Source organism: Streptococcus sp. 2_1_36FAA (genome assembly GCF_000161955.2).
GTDB lineage: Bacteria > Bacillota > Bacilli > Lactobacillales > Streptococcaceae > Streptococcus > Streptococcus gordonii.
Map to the genome: position 1 here is coordinate 363645 of NZ_KI391973.1, position 20228 is coordinate 383872.

The window sequence follows — 20228 nt, forward strand, 5'->3', positions numbered from 1 at the left end:
TTGTTCGGAGATTCCATAGATTCTCTAAGGCTTTTTTTGTCATTGGTTTCTTCTTTTTTTAAATTCTAGTATAATAGGAACTAAAGATTACAAGCGAAGGAGAGGCCAGTGATTGCACAGTTAGATACTAAAACAGTATACAGTTTTATGGACAGCCTCGTCTCTATTAAGAAGTACGTTGAAAAGGCGAAAGAATTTGGTTATAGTCACTTAGGGATTATGGATATGGATAATCTCTACGGAGCCTATCATTTTTTAGAAGAAACAAAAGTAGCTGGAATTCAGGGGCTTTTAGGTCTGGATTTGAACTTAGTCAAAGATGGACAGCCTTTGTCCTTACGATTGTTGGCGATAAACAGCCAAGGTTATCGGAATTTGATGAAGGTTTCAACTCTCATCATGCTTGATAAAAAAGAGTGGTCAGATATTCAGCATTTGATGCAAGGTTTGGCTCTGATTGTTCCTGCTTATCCTGGAATTGATGATTTAGATCTGGGAAAAGATTATTACATTGGGGTTTCTCCAACGACTCCTCTTCAAGATTTTTCAAGGCCTACGCTACCTCTTTATACTGTCCGCTATTTTGATACAGGAGACTTGGAAACCTTGCAGATGCTGAGGGCTATTCGAGAGAATGTTAGTCTGAGAGAGGTAGGGGATTTGCCAAGCGGTCAGCATTTTTTGCGACCCGAGCAACTTAGGGACGCTTTTGAGAAGACCTTTCCAGAGAGTTTGGAAAATCTTGAAAGACTAGTTCAGGATGTCCATTATGATATCGATACAGAGTTAAAATTGCCACGTTTTAATCCGGAGCGTCCAGCAGTGGAAGAACTACGTGAGCGCTCAGAAGCTGGGCTGAAAAAACGAGGCTTAACAAGCTCTCTCTATCAGGAACGCCTCAATCAGGAACTTGCTGTTATTCATCAGATGGGCTTTGATGATTATTTTCTCATCGTATGGGATTTGTTGCGTTTTGGACGTAGTCAGGGTTATTACATGGGAATGGGGCGAGGCTCTGCAGTAGGAAGTCTGGTGGCTTATGCCTTAGAAATCACAGGAATTGATCCTGTCAAGAACAATCTACTCTTTGAACGCTTTCTAAATCTGGAACGCTACACTATGCCTGATATTGATATCGATATTCCAGATGTATACCGGCCGGAATTTATTCGTTATGTCCGTGATCGTTATGGTACACTTCATGCTGCCCAAATCGTGACTTATTCGACCTTTGGAGCTAAGCAGGCCATTCGTGATGTTTTCAAACGCTTTGGTGTCGCAGAGTATGAGCTGACCAACATCACTAAGAAGATTCGCTTTGGAGATAGTCTGAGTACAGCCTATGAAAAGAATATTGCATTCCGACAGATTATCAATAGCAAGTTAGAGTATCAAAAGGCCTTTGACATTGCTAAAAAAATCGAAGGGAACCCCCGCCAGACCTCTGTTCATGCGGCGGGTGTTGTAATGAGTGACAATGATTTGACAGACCAGATCCCACTCAAATATGGCGAAGATATGTACATTACTCAGTATGACGCCCACGGAGTCGAGAGCAATGGACTTCTCAAGATGGACTTTCTAGGTTTGCGCAATTTAACCTTTGTCCAGCGAATGAAAGAAGCTGTCCAAAAGAAATATGAGATAGACATCCAAATCGAGTCCATTGATTTGGAAGATAAAAAAACCCTACAACTTTTCGCTGCTGGTGATACAAAAGGAATTTTTCAATTTGAACAGCCAGGAGCCATCAGTTTACTCAAGCGAGTTCAACCAGTTTGTTTTGAAGAAGTAGTCGCTACAACCTCCTTGAATCGACCTGGTGCCAGTGATTATATTGACAATTTTGTCAAGAGAAAGCATGGCCGTGAAGCTGTTGTTTCAATTGATGAAAGCTTAGACGATATCCTGGCTCCAACCTATGGTATCATGCTCTATCAGGAGCAGGTCATGCAAGTTGCCCAGCGCTTTGGCGGCTTCAGTCTAGGAAAGGCGGATATCTTGCGTCGAGCCATGGGGAAGAAAAATGCCTTAGAAATGCATAAGATGGAGGAAGAGTTTGTCTCAGGCGCAATGAAGCTTGGACACTCAGAAAAGAAAGCTAAAGAAGTCTTTGCCATCATGGAGAAATTTGCTGGCTATGGCTTTAACCGCAGTCATGCTTATGCTTACTCTGCCTTAGCCTTTCAGTTGGCTTATTTCAAGGCTCATTATCCAGAAGTTTTCTTTGACGTTCTCTTAAATTATTCTAGCAGTGACTATATTACGGACGCACTTAGCTTTGGATTTAAGCTTGCTCCCTTGACCATCAATACAGTTCCTTATCACGATAAATTTGAGGAAAATCAAATCTTTCTAGGTCTGAAAAATATTAAGGGGCTTCCTCGCGATTTAGCTTACTGGATTATTGAAGAGCGACCTTTTACTGGAATTGAGGATTTTCTGCTACGCTTACCATCCCAGTATCGGAAAGAGTCTTCTTTGATTCCTCTGGTTCAGATTGGCCTTTTTGACAGTTTTGAGCCTAACCGTCAAAAGATAATCTCTAATTTGTCGAACCTATTCATTTTTGTGGAAGAATTGGGAAGTCTTTTTGCTGATAGCAGTTATTCATGGACAGAGGCTGAGGATTATAGTCAGGCTGAAAAGTTTGAGCTGGAGCAATCTATTCTTGGTGTTGGCTTATCGGATCACCCTTTAATGACCATTGCCAAAGCGACAACAGAATCCTTTTCTTGGATAGGAGATCTAGCTGAAAACAGCAGGGCAAAAATTCTTGCTCAAGTCCAGTCTATCAAAGTTATTCGAACGAAAAATGGTGAGAACATGGCCTTTTTGCAGGTCACTGACACAAAAAAGAAACTGGATGTGACCCTGTTTCCAGAAACTTATAAGTTGCTAGCGAATCGCATAAAAGAAAAAGGTATTTATTTTTTAACGGGTCGAATTCAGGAAAGAGACGGTCGTTTGCAAATGATTTTATCTGAGGCCATAGAAGCCAGTTCAGAACGGTTTTGGATTCAGTTAGAAAACCATGAACATGATATTCAGATTGCAGAAATCCTCCAACGATTTCCGGGATCGATTCCAGTTGTTTTACACTACGAAATTGATGGTAAAACAATCGCTGCACCGCATTTCCAAGTGGAAAAATCAAAGGATTTGCAAGAGGATTTACAAAAATTTACAATGAAAACGATTTATCGCTAAAAAAGGAAGAATTTTCCCTAAGATTGTGGTATAATCAGTTAGAATGTTAAAAGAAAAAGGAGCATAAACGAATGAAACGTATTGCTGTTTTGACCAGTGGTGGAGATGCCCCTGGAATGAATGCTGCCATCCGTGCAGTGGTTCGTAAAGCAATTTCTGAAGGAATGGAAGTATTTGGTATCTATGATGGGTATGCTGGTATGGTTGCTGGTTCGATTCAACCATTAACAGCTGCATCGGTAGGGGATATTATTTCTCGAGGCGGTACTTTCCTTCACTCTGCTCGTTATCCTGAGTTTGCGCAAAAAGAAGGGCAACTTAAGGGAATTGAGCAATTGAAAAAGCATGGAATTGAAGGTGTCGTGGTTATTGGTGGTGACGGTTCTTACCACGGTGCTATGCGTTTGACAGAGCATGGCTTCCCGGCTGTTGGTGTACCAGGTACAATCGATAATGACATCGTTGGTACTGATTTTACAATTGGTTTTGATACAGCAGTAACAACAGCAATGGATGCGATTGACAAGATCCGTGATACTTCATCTAGTCACCGCCGTACTTTTGTTGTTGAAGTAATGGGACGTAATGCTGGGGATATCGCGCTATGGGCAGGTATTGCTACTGGTGCAGATGAGATTATTGTTCCTGAAGAAGGTTTCAAATTTGAAGAGATTGTGGCTAGCATCAAGCATGGATATGAGGAAGGTAAGAAGCACAATATCATTGTTCTTGCAGAAGGTGTTATGTCAGCTGATGAATTTGGTGAAAAATTAAAAGCTGCTGGTGATACAAGTGACCTTCGTGTAACTGAGCTTGGTCACATTCAACGTGGTGGTTCTCCAACCGCTCGTGACCGTGTTCTTGCTTCTCGCATGGGAGCACATGCTGTTGAATTGCTTAAAAAAGGGATCGGTGGTGTAGCCGTTGGTATCCGCAATGAGAAAATGGTTGAAAATCCAATTCTTGGAACAGCAGAAGAGGGAGCACTCTTTAGCTTGGCGGAAGATGGTAAGATTATCGTCAACAATCCGCACAAGGCAGATCTTGCTTTGTCTAGTCTAAATCGTAGTATTTCTATTTAATTTGTTATAAAGGTCGGAATGGCCAAATATATAAAAGGAGTTTCATAAGATCATGAACAAACGCGTAAAAATTGTTGCAACACTAGGTCCAGCGGTTGAAATCCGTGGTGGTAAAAAATTCGGTGAAGACGGATACTGGGGCGAAAAACTTGACGTTGAAGCTTCAGCTAAAAACATTGCTAAATTGATTGAAGCAGGAGCAAACACTTTCCGTTTCAACTTCTCACACGGTGACCACCAAGAACAAGGTGAACGCATGGCAACTGTTAAACTTGCTGAAGAAATTGCTGGACAAAAAGTTGGTTTCCTTCTTGACACAAAAGGACCTGAAATCCGTACAGAATTGTTTGAAGGTGACGCAAAAGAATATTCATACAAAACTGGTGAAAAAATCCGTGTTGCAACTAAACAAGGAATTAAATCTACTCGCGAAGTGATTGCTTTAAACGTTGCTGGTGGATTGGACATCTATGACGATGTTGAAGTTGGTCGTCAAGTATTGGTTGACGATGGTAAACTTGGTCTTCGCGTTGTTGCAAAAGACGATGCAACTCGTGAATTTGAAGTTGAAGTTGAAAACGACGGCATCATTGCTAAGCAAAAAGGTGTAAACATCCCTAACACTAAGATTCCTTTCCCAGCACTTGCTGAGCGCGACAACGCTGACATCCGCTTCGGTCTTGAGCAAGGAATCAACTTCATCGCGATTTCATTCGTACGTACTGCAAAAGACGTCAACGAAGTTCGTGCTATCTGTGAAGAAACTGGTAATGGTCACGTTCAATTATTTGCTAAAATCGAAAACCAACAAGGTATCGATAACTTGGACGAAATCATTGAAGCGGCTGACGGTATCATGATTGCTCGTGGTGACATGGGTATCGAAGTACCATTTGAAATGGTTCCAGTTTACCAAAAAATGATCATCACTAAAGTGAATGCTGCAGGTAAAGTTGTTATCACAGCAACAAACATGCTTGAAACAATGACTGAAAAACCACGTGCAACTCGTTCAGAAGTATCAGACGTATTTAACGCTGTTATCGATGGAACTGATGCTACAATGCTTTCAGGTGAGTCTGCAAACGGTAAATACCCACTTGAGTCAGTAACTACAATGGCTACAATCGACAAGAACGCTCAAACTCTTCTTAACGAATACGGACGTTTGAACTCAGATTCATTTGAACGTAACTCTAAAACAGAAGTTATGGCTTCAGCAGTTAAAGATGCTACCAACTCAATGGATATCAAATTGGTTGTAACACTTACTAAGACTGGACACACAGCCCGTTTGATCTCTAAGTACCGTCCAAATGCTGATATCTTGGCATTGACATTTGACGAATTAACAGAGCGTGGATTGATGTTGAACTGGGGTGTTATCCCGATGTTGACAGACACTCCATCATCAACTGATGACATGTTTGAAATTGCTGAACGTAAAGCAGTTGAAGCAGGTCTTGTACAATCTGGTGATGATATCGTTATCGTTGCTGGTGTACCAGTTGGAGAAGCTGTTCGTACAAACACAATGCGTATCCGCACAGTTCGCTAAACATATATATAAAACCAATGATTCTCTTGTAATCATTGGCTTTTTTTATTCTGTAAAAAATGGTATAATAGGGTGAAAAAGGAGAGATGATGGTTAAGAGAGATTTGATTCGCAATTTGCTGATCCTTGTGATAGCAATTTTCATTTTTGTTGCCTTGCGTCTATTAGTTTTTACTCCCTATACAATAAAATCACAAGATTCAAACCGCTATCTTGCTGAGAATGATTTTGTTTTAGCGATTAGAGGAGAAAAGATTCAGAGGGAAGATTTTGTTCTTTACGAAGTAGATGGTAAGGAATATGTAGGACGAGTGATTGCCAAAGGAAATGATTCATTCATCTATATGGATGACGTCCTATATCTGAATAATAAGATTAAAACTGAGAATTACTTATCTAGTATAAAGGAAAAATACCTGGCAACACCTGGTAACTCAGGTTATTTTACGCATGACTTTAGCTTGCAGACGCTGACTGATTCAAAAACTCGTAAGATTCCGAAGGATTCCTACTTGATATTAAATGATAATCGACAGAATACAAGAGATAGTCGAGAGTTTGGTCTAATTTCAAGCAAGCAGATTCAGGGAGTCATTTCATTCAGAATTTCCCCATTAAAGAAGTTTGGTTTTATTGAGAATAAGTAGAAAACAAAAAAGAAGAGGCTTAGGCCTCTTCTTTTTGGGTATTTAGATCTTATCCAAGTCAACCTGAGTTAAAGCCTAGGATTATGTCACTTAGGAAATCTTTAATCTCCTTTTCTGGTTTCTTGGTGGAAGATATTTTGCCAGTTTTCATGACGTCTCCAGATGCTTGTGTGAAGAACGTCGCCAATTTGATAACGGATAAGTTTGGTTTTGTGGCTGATAGAAATCAGTTCAAAATTTTTGATCTTTTTTTCTGAGGATTTTTCAGCCTGGAATTCAGCCTTATTTAGCTGACGGCCATCTTGGGAAATGTAGAAAAATTCTTCAGAAAGTAAATTGTCTAACTGACTTCCTTGGTCAACTAGTTGTTCACGCATTAGGAGTTTTTTATAGACATTATCGAGAATTTCATCTTCTGGTATGGGAGCGGGTTCAATGTGAATATCAATATCGAAAATGCCAAATCGTTCCATTAACATCTCTTCAACTTGATCAGCAATTTCGTGACTTTCATAGACGGAAAGGTCTGGGTTCATTTCAAGAATAATATCTAGATAGATATTGCTACCATAAGTGCGACCTCGCTGGGACTTAACTTGTGTGATTTTAGGAATTTCAAGGATGGCTTGCTTATAATCTTGCAAGAGGCTTTCATCGAATCCATCAGAAAGACTGAAGGAGGATTCCATAAAAATATCATAAGCAGTTTTTAAGATGAAGAAAGTAATAATAATGGCTACCAGCTGGTCAACTAGGGGATAGTTCAAGGCGCTCGCTATAATAGCAATTGAAGTACCAAGGGAAGTGATAGCATCTGATAAATTATCTTTTGCTGCTGCTTCTAGGGCTTTAGAGTTGGCTCTTTTTGCAAGTTTTTTATTAAAGAGATAAACCCCAGTCATGATGATGGCTGAAATAAAACCTACGATTGCACCTAGAGGATCGATGGCTGTGACTTGTTTGGAAATAATCTTTTGAACGGTTTCAAATAAGACGTCCAGTCCAACAAAAAACATGATTAGGGAAGTAATCAGGCTTGCCAGATCTTCAATCTTCCAGTGACCAAACTTATGGTCCATATCAGCTGGTTTTCGAGCCATTCGCAGACCAATAAGAACTGCAATATTAGCGACGATGTCGGAAATGTTATTGAAACCATCAGCAGTCAAACTAGAAGAGTGTAGCATAGAGCCTGCAATCAACTTGGTAGTAGAAAGAAGGATATAGGTCACAATAGCTAGCAAGGCACCCTGCTCTGCCAGTTTGAGATTTTTTGAGGGATTGTTCATGCTTACTCCTTTCAGATAGTACATTATAGCGTTTTTTTGACTTTTTTTCAAATAATCATTGGTAGGGGCAGCTTATATAAAGAGCTAGGAGATTGTTGCAACTTTCTTGATTTTTATCTTTTGATTCTGTTGACTCGGTACACCCTTTGAAGGTATTTTTTGGTATAATAATAGCATTGACTTTGAAAGAGGAAGAAAAATGCATCCTTTATTAAACGGTATGAATGACCGTCAGGCTGAGGCGGTTCAAACAACAGAAGGGCCTTTGCTGATAATGGCGGGGGCTGGTTCGGGTAAGACCCGTGTCCTGACCCACCGTATTGCCTATTTGATTGATGAGAAGATGGTCAATCCTTGGAATATCCTTGCTATTACCTTTACCAATAAGGCGGCGCGGGAGATGAGAGAAAGGGCTGAAAAACTTAAAACAGAGGCCCAAGATTGCTTAATCGCCACCTTCCACTCCATGTGTGTGCGAATCCTGCGGCGAGAAGCAGACCATATTGGTTACAACCGCAACTTCACCATCGTTGATCCGGGCGAACAGCGGACTCTGATGAAGCGGATTCTCAAAAATCTCAATCTGGACCCTAAAAAGTGGAACGAGCGCGCCATTCTGGGAACTATTTCCAATGCTAAGAATGACCTGATTGATGAGGTGGCCTATGCAAATCTAGCTGGTGATATGTACACGGAGATTGTGGCCAAGTGTTACACGGCCTATCAAAAGGAATTACGCCAGTCTGAGGCCATGGACTTTGATGACTTAATCATGCTGACCCTGCGACTTTTTGATCAAAATCCTGACGTCCTGACCTACTATCAGCAACGTTACCAGTACATTCATGTGGACGAATATCAGGATACCAACCATGCCCAGTACCAGCTGGTCAAGCTCTTAGCTTCTCGCTTTAAGAATATCTGTGTGGTCGGGGATGCTGACCAGTCTATCTATGGCTGGCGGGGAGCCGATATGCAGAATATTTTGGACTTTGAAAAGGATTATCCTGAAGCTAAGGTAGTCTTGCTTGAGGAAAACTATCGCTCGACTAAGACCATTCTTCAGGCGGCTAATGAGGTCATCCGAAACAACCGCAACCGGCCTCCTAAAAATCTCTGGACTCAAAACGAAGACGGTGAGGAAATTGTCTACTATCGGGCTAATGACGAGCAGGACGAAGCTCTCTTTGTCGCTCGGACTATTGATCAGCTGAGCCGAGAAGGCTACAGTCATAAGGATTTTGCAGTTCTGTACCGGACCAATGCCCAGTCACGGACGGTGGAGGAAGCCCTGCTCAAGTCCAATATTCCCTACACCATGGTCGGGGGCACCAAGTTCTACAGCCGCAAGGAAATCCGTGATGTTATTTCTTACCTCAATCTCATCGCCAATCCTAGCGATAATATCAGTTATGAGCGCGTGGTCAATGAGCCCAAGCGTGGTGTTGGACCAGGAACGATGGAGAAAATTCGAGATTTTGCATCCAGTCAGGAAATGTCTTTACTAGATGCGTCGGCCAATATCCTGCTGTCGCCGGTCAAGGGAAAGGCGGCTCAGGCAGTCTATGATTTTGCCAATATGCTTCTTGATTTGCGGGAGCACTTGGATGATTATACAGTGACGGAGCTGGTAGAGGCTGTATTGGAAAAGACAGGTTATGCAGCAGCCTTGGTAGCCCAAGCGACCTTGGAGAGCCAAGCTCGGATTGAAAATATCGAAGAATTCCTGTCTGTAACCAAGAACTTTGATGAAAGTCCAGATAATTCTAGTGATGAGTCTGGCCTTGATAAGCTTAGCCGTTTTCTCAATGACTTAGCCTTGATTGCGGACACAGATGATGGTGATCAGGAGAGCTCTGAAGTGACTCTGATGACCCTCCACGCGGCCAAGGGATTGGAATTTCCAGTCGTCTTTCTGGTTGGTATGGAGGAAAATGTCTTCCCTCTAAGTCGGGCGTCTGAAGATGAGGATGAGCTGGAAGAGGAGCGGCGTTTGGCCTATGTCGGCATTACCCGAGCAGAGAAGATTCTCTATCTGACTAATGCCAATTCCCGTATGCTTTATGGTAAAACCAACTATAATCAACCTAGTCGCTTCTTGAGAGAAATCAGCTCAGACCTGCTAGACTATCAGGGACTAGCTAGGCCATCAAACAGCTCCTTTAAGGTCAATTATACCAATAGCGATACTAGCAAATTCGGCCAGGGTATGAGTCTAGCACAGGCTCTACAGGAGCGGAAGCGTCAGGCGGCACCAAGTTCCATTTCTACAGGCAGTCTGCCTTTTGGAAAGAGCAGTCAGAGCCAGCCATCTAAGCCAGAAGTTGCTTGGGCTATCGGAGATATTGCCCACCATAAGAAATGGGGCGATGGGACAGTTCTGGCAGTCTCTGGCAGCGGAAACAGTCAAGAGCTTAAGATTAATTTCCCAGAAGTAGGACTGAAGAAAGTGCTGGCCAGCATAGCGCCGATTGAGAAAAAATCATGATGAGGCAGTCGATTGAAGCCTGGATCTATCATCCAGAGGAACGAGAAATCTTGCTCTTGAAAGTTGAGGATGATCCTGTTTCCTTTTGGTAGCCCATTACTGGTGGGATTGAGAGCGGTGAGAGTCCAGAAGAGGCCTGCCTTCGTGAAATAAAAGAGGAGACTGGCTTGGTCTTACATCGTTCAAACCTGACGAGTCTTGGAGATTTAACAGTAAAGATTGATGAAAATCTGACTATACACAAAAATCTCTTTCTAGTTCTGACAGATCAGAAAGAAATCCAGATTTCTGATGAGCATGTGGGAGCTCAGTGGGTAGCTTTAGACAAAGTTTCGTCGCAGTTGTACTGGCCCAGCAATCAAGCGACTTTTGAGATGATATCTGAGAAGCTATAAGATATAGCTTCTCTTTATTTCTTTTGATAAGAAAATTCTATTAGTCAAGTGGGGCGTTTAGTGGTAGACTTATCAGATAACTATAGTGAGGTGACCTTATGACACGTGAATTTAAATTTGAAACCCTGCAGCTTCATGCCGGACAGACAGTGGACCCGACAACCAAGTCACGGGCTCTGCCTATTTACCAGACAACTTCCTATGTGTTTGACGATACTCAGGAAGGAGAAGATCTCTTTGCCTTACGTAAGCCGGGCAATATCTACACTCGGATTACCAATCCGACTCTGTCTGCTTTTGAGGAGAGGATTGCGGCTTTGGAAGGTGGAGTCGGAGCTCTAGCAACAGCTTCTGGTATGGCAGCTGTGACCTACACCATTCTAGCTTTGGCCCATGCTGGCGACCATGTAGTAGCAGCCTCTACCATCTACGGTGGTACCTTTAATCTGCTCAAGGAAACCCTGCCTCGCTATGGCATTACCACGACTTTTGTCGATATTGAAAATCTGGCTGAAGTAGAAGCGGCCATTCAGGACAATACCAAGCTGGTTCTGATTGAAAGCTTGGGCAATCCGCTGATTAATATCCCGGATTTTGATGCTTTGGCAGAGTTGGTTCATGCTCATAAAATTCCGCTGATTTCCGACAATACCTTTGCTACTCCTTATCTGATCAATGTCTTCTCTCACGGAGTGGACATTGCGGTGCATTCTGCGACCAAGTTTATCGGCGGTCACGGAACTAGTATCGGTGGTGTGATTGTGGACAGCGGTCGTTTTGACTGGGAAGCTTCTGGCAAGTTTCCGCAGTTTGTTGACCCGGACCCGAGCTATCATGATATCAGTTATACGCGCGATGTCGGAGCAGCAGCCTTTGTTACTGCTGTTCGGACCCAGCTCTTGCGCGATACAGGCGCTGCCATGTCCCCCTTCAATGCCTTTCTCTTCTTGCAGGGGTTGGAAACTCTCTCTTTGCGCGTAGAGCGCCATGTGTCCAATGCGGAGAAGATTGTAGATTTCCTAGCAGGGCATCCTAAGGTCGAGCAGGTCAATTATCCCAAGCTTGCTGATAGTCCTTATCATGCTTTGGCAGAAAAGTATTTCCCTAAAGGCGTGGGCTCTATCTTCACCTTTAATGTCAATGGCGGAGAGAAAGAAGCTCGTAAGGTTATTGACAGCCTAGAGATTTTCTCTGACTTGGCCAATGTAGCCGATGCTAAGTCCTTGGTTGTCCATCCAGCTACGACAACTCACGGTCAGATGTCGCCAGAAGATCAGCTGGCAGCAGGCATTACACCAAATCAAATCCGTCTCTCTATCGGTCTGGAAAATGTGGATGACTTGATTGAAGATTTGAGAATCGCCTTGGATCAATTATAAGAATAGGTCAATCATAGTTTGAAGGAGGTGTTTGGTGTGATCCGTTATGTTTGCAATCCACAGCTATATTTTGGGGCAGTACTAGACCTCTATGATTCTGTGGGGTGGAGCAATTACACCAATCATCCTCGGCGGTTAGAGCAGGCCTTCCATCAGTCCTTGTTTGTCATGGCGGCCTATGATGAAGATAAGTTGGTTGGTTTGATTCGAGCGGTCGGAGATGGGCTTACCATTGTCTTTATTCAGGATTTGCTGGTGTATCCACACTATCAGCGTCAGAGGATTGGCCGGAGCCTTCTTGAGCAGACGTTGAAACGATTTAAAGATGTTTACCAAATCCAGTTGGCAACGGAGCTGTCAGATAAAAATCTAGCTTTTTATCAAGAGCTCGGCTTTCGCCGACAAGAAGATTTCGACTGTACTGGCATGATTTATGCACCTAATAAAAATTAAAATTCTAGAGGAGCTTATCAATAAGCTCCTTTTGTCATGTTTACAAGAGGAAAAGTAATAGTACTGGACCGATGAAAATATTTCTCGGTCTTTTTTGTTTTTCCTTGACAGTTAAATTGTCAGAATTTATAATAAAAGAAGAAAGGTGATAACAGTGTTATCAATTTAAAATCATGAAAAAAGAAACAGATGAGTTAAACGAAAAAATCTTGGAAAGCGCAAGGAGTGAATTCTTGGCTTATGGCTATCAGGATGCTTCACTGCGGAGAATTTGTCGAGCTGCTGGCTTGACGACTGGGGCTCTTTATAAGCGCTATGAGAGTAAGGACAGTCTCTTTGCTACCCTGCTTGAGCCTACTCTGATAGCCTTAGACCAGTATGGACAAGAGCAGAAGCGACGTGACTATGCTTTCCTAGAAGAGGGACACCTGTCTGATATGTGGGCCCATCGCTTGGAGGATCTCCAGTCCCTGATGCGGATTCTCTATGAGCATAAGGATATTATGCAACTCTTGCTCTTTAAATCTCAGGGTTCTTCACAAGCGGACTTCAGGACGCGTCTGCCTCATTTGGCTGCAGACGAGACTTATCGCTATTTGGAGCTGGCTTACAAAGAGGAGAGAATTAATCATTTGGTCAAATACGAGTTTCTGCGATCGTGCATGACAGCTTATTATACAGCTGTATTTGAGCCTTTGGCTCAAGACTGGCCCCAAGAGCAGGCGCTGGAATTTTGCCATTCCATCATGGACTTGTTTGACTGGGGAGGTTTGCTAGGTTTTTGATAGAAAGAAGGAAATTCTATGAAGAAAAAATCTACTCTTGCTTGGATCTGGGACTTTGTCTCCCTTCATAAGATATATTTTGTGCTCAGTCTGATCTTTGCTTTTGCCTCTGTGCTTTCAGGATTTCTACCTTATTTCTTTATTGGCGGGATGATTAATCAGCTCTTGGCTGGCAATAAAAACTGGAATTTCTACTTGCAGCAGTCAGCTTGGGCAGGTCTGGCCTGGATTGGCTACTGGGAATTCCACGGTATTTCTACCATGCTGTCACATACGGCTACTTTTAAGATTCTAGCGGAAATGCGGCACCGCCTGACAGACAAGCTAGCCAGGCTGCCTCTTGGTACAGTACTCAGTCAGTCATCAGGCAGTTATAAAAACATTATCGTTGAGCGGGTGGATGCGACCGAAACGACCTTGGCTCACCTGATTCCAGAGTTTACCGCTGGGATTTTTGGTCCGATTATTGTTCTCATTGCTATGCTAGTCATCGATTGGCGGCTGACCTTGCTGTCTCTCCTGACTATTCCCATCGTGGCGCTGGCCTATATGCGGATGGCTGTCAATAGCGAAGCGGACTATCAAAATACTCTGGTCAAGACCAAAAAGCTCAATGATACAGCGGTGGAATACATCAATGGGATTGAGGTTATCAAGGTTTTTGGTAAGGAAAAGTTCTCTTACGATAAGTTTGTGACGGCTGCTAGAGAAGGAGCAGATTGCTTTATTGAGTGGATGCGCAAGTTCAATCTGGAGATGGGCATTGTGACTGCTTTTCTGCCATCAGGCTTGCTTTTTCTGCTGCCGGCTGGCTGTTATTTCTATCTGCAAGGCAGTTTGACTGCCGGCAATTTCATTCTAATGATTATTCTTTCGCTCAGTCTTCTGACTCCTCTGATTTTAGTGGCAAGCTATATGGACGATTTACGGAAAATGGGGACTATTTTTGGCCAAGTCATTGATATTCTGGAAAAGCCTGATTTGAAAAGACCTCAGGAGCTGAGAGAACTTCCAAAAGGAAGGGATCTGGTCATGACGGATGTCAGCTTTGGCTATACAGATGAAGAGGAAGTACTACATGGTATTTCGCTAGATATTAAGGCTGGCAGCATCAATGCTTTAGTTGGGCCATCAGGCTCAGGTAAGTCTACAATTGCCAAGCTTCTAGCTTCATTCTGGGATGTCAGTTCTGGTCAGATTACTTACGGTGGCTTGGACATTCGTCAGCTTCCGCTAGACTATTATAGTCGGCAGATTGCTTACGTGACTCAGGATAACTATCTCTTTGATGAGACTATTATGGAAAATATCCGGATGGGAAATCCAGCAGCTTCTGACGAAGAGGTCATCGAAATTGCTCGTCGCTGCGGCTGTTATGACTTTATCATGAACTTAGAAGACGGCTTTGAAACTCAAGTAGGCTCTGGCGGCGGTCATCTATCTGGTGGGGAGCGTCAGCGGATTTCTATCGCCCGTGCCATGCTCAAGGATGCGCCGATTCTTATCTTGGATGAAGCGACTGCTTATACAGATCCGGAAAATGAAGCACGTATTCAGTCCAGTCTAGCTCGTCTGATTGAAGGACGGACCTTGATTGTCATTGCCCACAGGCTGTCTACGATTATGAGTGCAGACCAGATAGTCTTGGTCAATGATGGTCGGATTGAAGCTAGAGGTCGGCATGAAGAATTGCTGACAGCAAGTCCGCTTTATGCTTCCATGTGGCAGGCCCATATTGCTACTAGGGATAGTGATGAGATGGAAGGAGGGTTGACTCATGCTTAATATACTGAAGAAATTCTTTGATTTCTGTACGGCAGAGGACCGTAGGAAATTTTATCAATCCATTTATCTGGGCGTCATCAAGTCCTTTATCATCGCTCTGCGTATTCCAGCAATCGGCTTAGTCGTTATGGGACTGATTGAGAAGAATCTTTCTATGCAGACCTTCTGGCTGGCTCTGGCTATCATGTTGGTATCCACTGTGCTAAACGTCTGGATTACCCTGAAAATCACCATGCTGCAGACGGAAGCGGGCTATCATACCTGTGCTCAGAAGCGGATTGAAATTGCCGAGCACATGCGCTATCTGCCCATGGGTTACTTTAATCAAAATAGCTTAGGCAAGATTACCAGTGTTACGACTAATACGCTGGAAGGGCTGTCTGATGTCGCTACTCGGGTGGTTATGATGACCGTTCAGGGCTTTCTGACGACTGGTCTCATCACTATTTTGGTTTTTCTATATGATTGGCGGGTTGGACTGGTTCTCTTGGTGGGTCTCGTTCTCTTTCTTCTGCCGAATACCCTCATGCGTTGGCAAGTTGGCAAGGTTTCTGATGACAAGTATCAGGCGGATATGGACCTGGTAGCCGTTGTTTTGGAGTACAGCCAAGGGATTGCAGAAGTCAAGAACTACAATCTGGTCAACCGTTCTGCCAAGAAGCTGTCCAAGGCTATTGAAGGCAAGAGTCAGCTAGATACTAGAATGACACTCGTGACCTCACCTTACATTGCCCTCCAGGGCATGGTGACCAAGCTGACCGGTCTCTTTATGGGTCTTTTCTCTATCTATTTTTATCTCAATGGCAGTATGGAGCTGCTGGTAACCATTATGATGATTGTCAGTGGTTTTATGATTTATGAAAATCTAGACGGCGTTGGCTCTTTCTCTTCTCTCCTGCGCATCGTTGATTTGTCGGTTGATATGGTCAATCAAGTTTTGGCTATCCAGCCGATGGACATCAGCGGTCAGGATATTGAGCCTAAGAGCAGTCGGATTGAGCTGAGAGACGTTAGCTTCTCTTATGGAAATAAGAAAATCATTGACCAGGTTTCTCTCACCATTCCAGAAAAAACGACAACTGCCTTGGTTGGACCTTCTGGATCAGGCAAAACAACGCTCTGCAACCTCATTGCCCGCTTCTGGGATGTGGACCAGGGAAGTATCAGTCTAAGCGGGCATGATGTTAGGGATTACAGCTATGACAGTCTGATTCGGAATTTCAGCTTTGTCTTTCAGAGCGTCTATCTCTTTGAAGATACCATTGCCAATAACATTCGTTTTGGCAAGCCGGAGGCCAGTCAGGAAGAAGTGATAGAGGCTGCCAAGAAAGCAGCCTGTCATGACTTTATCATCTCACTGCCTGATGGCTATGACACCAAGATTGGTGAAGGAGGTGCTAGTCTTTCTGGAGGTGAGCGTCAGCGCATTTCCATTGCACGGGCTATTATCAAGGATGCACCTATTATCATTCTGGATGAAGCAACAGCCAATGTTGACCCAGAAAACGAAGAAGCCCTCATGCAGGCTATTCAAGCTTTGACTCGCGATAAGACCATTATCATGATTGCCCACCGACTCAAGACGGTTGAGCATGCAGACCAGATTTTGGTGCTAGATCAAGGCCGCATTGTCGAGCAGGGTAAACACCAAGACTTACTAGCTAAACAAGGTATCTACAGTAAGTTTATCCAAGAAAGAAAAACAGCTACCAGCTGGCGGATAAATACGGAAAGTTAAAGAAATATCTTAGCTAACAAGAAATTCACATCGTAATAAGAAAAGTAGCAAACAAATCGTTTGCTACTTTTCTAATACCAAATATAAGATAACTTTCTCACTTGACTGTCTATAATATATGGTATAATAAGTACTATGCAAACCAAACCAACCTCTGCTTATGTGCATATTCCTTTTTGTACTCAGATTTGTTATTACTGCGATTTTTCCAAGGTTTTTATCAAAAATCAGCCGGTGGATAGTTATCTAGAGCATTTGATCGAGGAGTATGATTCTTACGATATCAAAAAGCTCCGTACCCTCTATATCGGTGGCGGAACTCCGACAGCTCTATCTGCTCCTCAGTTGGCTTTTTTACTGGAAAAGCTGACGGATAAGCTTGATTTGTCTTATCTTGAGGAGCTGACCATTGAAGCCAATCCTGGGGACTTAGATCAGGAGAAGATTGCTGTACTCAAAGACTCGCCTGTCAATCGGGTTTCTCTGGGTGTACAGACCTTCAATGACCGCATGCTTAAGCAAATTGGCCGCAGTCACTTGGAAAAGGATATCTATGAGAATATAGCTAATCTCAAAAAAGCAGGTTTTGACAATATCTCAATTGACTTGATTTATGCCCTGCCCAAGCAGACTATGGAAGATGTGAAAACCAATGTAGCTAAGGCTATTGCCCTGGACATTCCCCACATGAGTCTGTACAGCTTGATTTTGGAAAATCATACAGTCTTCATGAATCGGATGCGGCGTGGGAAGTTGCCTTTGCCTAAAGAAGATTTGGAAGCAGAGATGTTTGAATACATTATAGCTGAGCTGGGAAAGGCGGGTTTTGAGCATTATGAGATTTCTAACTTTTCCAAGCCAGGCTTTGAGAGCCGTCACAATCTCATGTACTGGGACAATGCGGAGTATTATGGTATCGGAGCGGGAGCGTCTGGTTATGTCAATGGTGTTCGTTATAAAAACCACGGTCCCATTCGTCATTATCTTCAGGCGGTGGAAGTGGGCAATGCCCGCGTGCAGGAAGAAGTGCTGACGCTGAAAGAAAAGATAGAAGAAGAGATGTTTCTAGGACTGCGGAAGAAATCAGGTGTTTCTAAAAAGCGCTTTGAGGAAAAATTCGGCCTTTCCTTTGAAGATCAATACGGAGCAGTTGTGGCTGAACTGACTGAGCAGGGCTTGCTAGTGCCGGACAGAGACATCGTTCGTATGACCAAACAAGGCCTCTTTTTGGGCGATACGGTTGCTGAGAAATTTATATTGGAGTAAATCATGGGCTTAACTTATCAAATGAAAATGAAAATTCCTTTTGATATGGCAGATATGAATGGCCATATCAAGCTTCCAGATGTCATCCTGCTGTCCTTGCAGGTATCGGGGATGCAGTCAATCGAGCTTGGCGTCAGTGACAAGGATATGCTGGATCAGTATAACCTAGTTTGGATTATCACGGATTACGATATCGATGTAACACGTCTGCCACGATTTGCAGAGGAAATTACCATCGAGACTGAAGCCCTGAGCTACAACCGGCTCTTTTGCTACCGTCGCTTTACGATTTTTGGTGAAGCAGGTGAGGCCATTATCCAGATGATGGCGACCTTTGTCCTTATGGATCGAGATAGCCGCAAGGTTCACGCAGTTGAGCCAGAGATTGTTGCTCCTTATCAGTCTGATTTTTCCAAGAAATTACTGCGCGGTCCCAAGTATCCAGCTTTGGAGAATCCTGTCAGCAAGGACTACCATGTGCGCTTTTACGACTTGGATATGAATGGGCATGTCAATAATAGCAAGTATCTGGACTGGATCTTTGAGGTTATGGGAGCGGACTTCCTTATGAAGTATATTCCTAAGAAAATCAATCTCAAGTATGTCAAGGAAGTTCGACCGGGTGGTATGATTGCTTCTAGCTATGACCTAGAGGGTCTACAAAGTAATCACCAGATTTCCAGTGACGGCGAGGTCAATGCCCAGGCTTTGGTGACATGGCAGGAGTTTAAACAAGAGAATGAGGAAGAGTAGAAATGACTTATAAAGGATATTTGATTGATTTAGACGGGACGATTTATAAGGGCAAGAGCAGAATTCCGGCTGGCGAAGCTTTTGTGCATGAGTTGCAGAAACGCGGTATTCCCTATCTTTTTGTGACCAATAATACTACACGCACGCCAGAAATGGTTCAAACCATGTTAGCTGAGAATTTTAACATTGAGACGCCACTTGATACCATTTACACAGCAACTTTAGCTACTATTGATTACATGCAGGAGAAAAATCTGGGCAAGAAAGTCTATGTTATCGGAGATGTCGGGCTTAAACATGCCATTGAAGAAGCTGGCTATATAGAAGATACAGAAAATCCTGACTATGTAGTAGTGGGGTTGGATTGGGAAGTGGACTATGAGAAGCTAACAATAGCAACTTTAGCCATTCAAAAGGGTGCTCACTTTATCGGGACCAATCCAGATCTCAATATTCCAACGGAGCGAGGCCTACAGCCGGGAGCGGGTGCTATCAATGCTCTCTTGGAAGCTGCCACTCGGGTTGAGCCAACCTTTATCGGCAAGCCTAATGCTATCATTATGGAAAAAGCCATAGAGCATCTAGGACTGGCGCGTGAAGAAGTGGTCATGGTGGGTGATAACTATCTGACAGATATTCGAGCGGGAATCGACAATGGTATTCCGACCCTCTTGGTTACAACAGGATTTACACTGCCAGAAGAGGTGCCAAATCTGCCTATCCAGCCGACACATGTCTTGTCTAGTCTATCGGAGTGGGAATTTGATGCGTGATAAGGTAAGATTTTCAGCCAGCGTCTTGTGCTTGCTGGCAACAGCTATCATGTTAACCATTTATCTGGCTTGGCTCTTATACCCAATAGAGATTTCTTATTTCAACCTGCCAGATAAAGTTTATTTAAAATCAGAGACCATTCAGTATAATTTTAATATTTTGATGAATTACCTAACCAATCCTTTTAGTCAAAAGCTAGCGATGCCGGATTTTCGATCGTCTGCAGCTGGGTTGCATCATTTTCAGGCAGTTAAGTACCTCTTTCACTTGGCGCAAGCTATTTTTCTAGTTACTCTGCCGGCTTTGATCTTCTTTGTCAAAAAAGTGGTCAAAAAGGGATTATTAGGTCTCTACAGACGAGTATTTCTGTTAATCTGTCTTTTACCACTTATTCTAGTAGGACTAGTCTTCCTGATTGGTTTTGACAATTTTTTTACGCTCTTTCATCAAGTTCTTTTTGTTGGTGATAGCACCTGGATGTTTGACCCGGCTAAGGATCCAGTCATTTGGATTCTACCTGAAGAATTTTTCATGCACGCCTTTATTCTTTTTGCTTTGCTTTATGAGGGAATTTTTTCGACCTTGTATTTCCTGAGCAAAAAGGTTAAATGACTAAGTTAATTAAG

At 43.1% G+C, this 20228-nt stretch carries 15 protein-coding genes and 1 pseudogene; 15 read left to right on the forward strand and 1 reads right to left on the reverse strand.

Annotation, left to right across the window (positions count from 1 at the left end; all coding sequences use genetic code 11):
• Positions 1 to 108 precede the first annotated feature (108 nt).
• The 4 genes from HMPREF0847_RS01770 to lepB all read left to right on the forward strand — a co-directional run bounded on the left by HMPREF0847_RS01770 (position 109) and on the right by lepB (position 6497).
• Complete coding sequence (locus HMPREF0847_RS01770) at positions 109 to 3210, forward strand: DNA polymerase III subunit alpha (RefSeq protein ID WP_008809278.1); 3102 nt, start codon at positions 109 to 111, stop codon at positions 3208 to 3210.
• A gap of 71 nt (positions 3211 to 3281) precedes the next feature.
• Positions 3282 to 4292 (forward strand): 6-phosphofructokinase, encoded by a 1011-nt coding sequence (gene pfkA / locus HMPREF0847_RS01775; RefSeq protein WP_008809277.1) that lies wholly within the window; start codon positions 3282 to 3284, stop codon positions 4290 to 4292.
• Between the two features lie 52 nt (positions 4293 to 4344).
• On the forward strand, positions 4345 to 5850 hold the full coding sequence (gene pyk, locus HMPREF0847_RS01780) for a pyruvate kinase (RefSeq protein ID WP_008809276.1): 1506 nt from the start codon (positions 4345 to 4347) through the stop codon (positions 5848 to 5850).
• 89 nt (positions 5851 to 5939) lie between these two features.
• A complete protein-coding gene (lepB, locus tag HMPREF0847_RS01785) occupies positions 5940 to 6497 on the forward strand; it encodes a signal peptidase I (protein ID WP_008809275.1) in 558 nt (185 codons plus the stop codon).
• Positions 6498 to 6598: 101 nt separating this feature from the next.
• Here lepB and HMPREF0847_RS01790 read toward each other — a convergent pair whose 3' ends face one another.
• Entirely contained in the window at positions 6599 to 7786 is a 1188-nt protein-coding gene (locus tag HMPREF0847_RS01790; RefSeq protein WP_020992607.1) for a cation diffusion facilitator family transporter, read from the reverse strand.
• A 199-nt stretch (positions 7787 to 7985) separates the two neighbouring features.
• Here HMPREF0847_RS01790 and pcrA point away from each other — a divergent pair, with 199 nt between their 5' ends.
• The 11 genes and pseudogenes from pcrA (at position 7986) to HMPREF0847_RS01845 (ending at position 20214) form a co-directional block, all read left to right on the forward strand.
• On the forward strand, positions 7986 to 10274 hold the full coding sequence (gene pcrA, locus HMPREF0847_RS01795) for a DNA helicase PcrA (protein ID WP_008809273.1): 2289 nt from the start codon (positions 7986 to 7988) through the stop codon (positions 10272 to 10274).
• A pseudogene (locus HMPREF0847_RS01800) lies at positions 10271 to 10669 on the forward strand (NUDIX hydrolase). Before pcrA ends, HMPREF0847_RS01800 begins: the two are co-directional and overlap by 4 nt.
• A gap of 98 nt (positions 10670 to 10767) precedes the next feature.
• Positions 10768 to 12048, forward strand: coding sequence for an O-acetylhomoserine aminocarboxypropyltransferase/cysteine synthase family protein (locus HMPREF0847_RS01805; RefSeq protein ID WP_008809271.1), 1281 nt, complete (start codon positions 10768 to 10770; stop codon positions 12046 to 12048).
• A 36-nt stretch (positions 12049 to 12084) separates the two neighbouring features.
• Positions 12085 to 12501, forward strand: coding sequence for a GNAT family N-acetyltransferase (locus HMPREF0847_RS01810; RefSeq protein WP_008809270.1), 417 nt, complete (start codon positions 12085 to 12087; stop codon positions 12499 to 12501).
• Between the two features lie 173 nt (positions 12502 to 12674).
• Positions 12675 to 13286 carry a TetR/AcrR family transcriptional regulator gene (locus HMPREF0847_RS01815; protein ID WP_008809269.1) on the forward strand — a complete coding sequence of 204 codons (612 nt, stop codon included), beginning with the start codon at positions 12675 to 12677 and terminating at the stop codon, positions 13284 to 13286.
• An 18-nt stretch (positions 13287 to 13304) separates the two neighbouring features.
• Complete coding sequence (locus HMPREF0847_RS01820; protein WP_008809268.1) at positions 13305 to 15071, forward strand: ABC transporter ATP-binding protein; 1767 nt, start codon at positions 13305 to 13307, stop codon at positions 15069 to 15071.
• Positions 15064 to 16809, forward strand: coding sequence for an ABC transporter ATP-binding protein (locus HMPREF0847_RS01825; RefSeq protein ID WP_008809267.1), 1746 nt, complete (start codon positions 15064 to 15066; stop codon positions 16807 to 16809). Before HMPREF0847_RS01820 ends, HMPREF0847_RS01825 begins: the two co-directional genes overlap by 8 nt.
• A 135-nt stretch (positions 16810 to 16944) precedes the next feature.
• A complete protein-coding gene (gene hemW, locus HMPREF0847_RS01830) occupies positions 16945 to 18075 on the forward strand; it encodes a radical SAM family heme chaperone HemW (RefSeq protein WP_008809266.1) in 1131 nt (376 codons plus the stop codon).
• Between the two features lie 3 nt (positions 18076 to 18078).
• Complete coding sequence (locus HMPREF0847_RS01835) at positions 18079 to 18828, forward strand: acyl-[acyl-carrier-protein] thioesterase (RefSeq protein ID WP_020992609.1); 750 nt, start codon at positions 18079 to 18081, stop codon at positions 18826 to 18828.
• A 2-nt stretch (positions 18829 to 18830) separates the two neighbouring features.
• A complete protein-coding gene (locus HMPREF0847_RS01840; RefSeq protein WP_008809264.1) occupies positions 18831 to 19601 on the forward strand; it encodes a TIGR01457 family HAD-type hydrolase in 771 nt (256 codons plus the stop codon).
• Positions 19594 to 20214, forward strand: coding sequence for a TIGR01906 family membrane protein (locus HMPREF0847_RS01845; protein ID WP_008809263.1), 621 nt, complete (start codon positions 19594 to 19596; stop codon positions 20212 to 20214). Before HMPREF0847_RS01840 ends, HMPREF0847_RS01845 begins: the two co-directional genes overlap by 8 nt.
• The last annotated feature ends 14 nt before the right edge of the window (positions 20215 to 20228 follow it).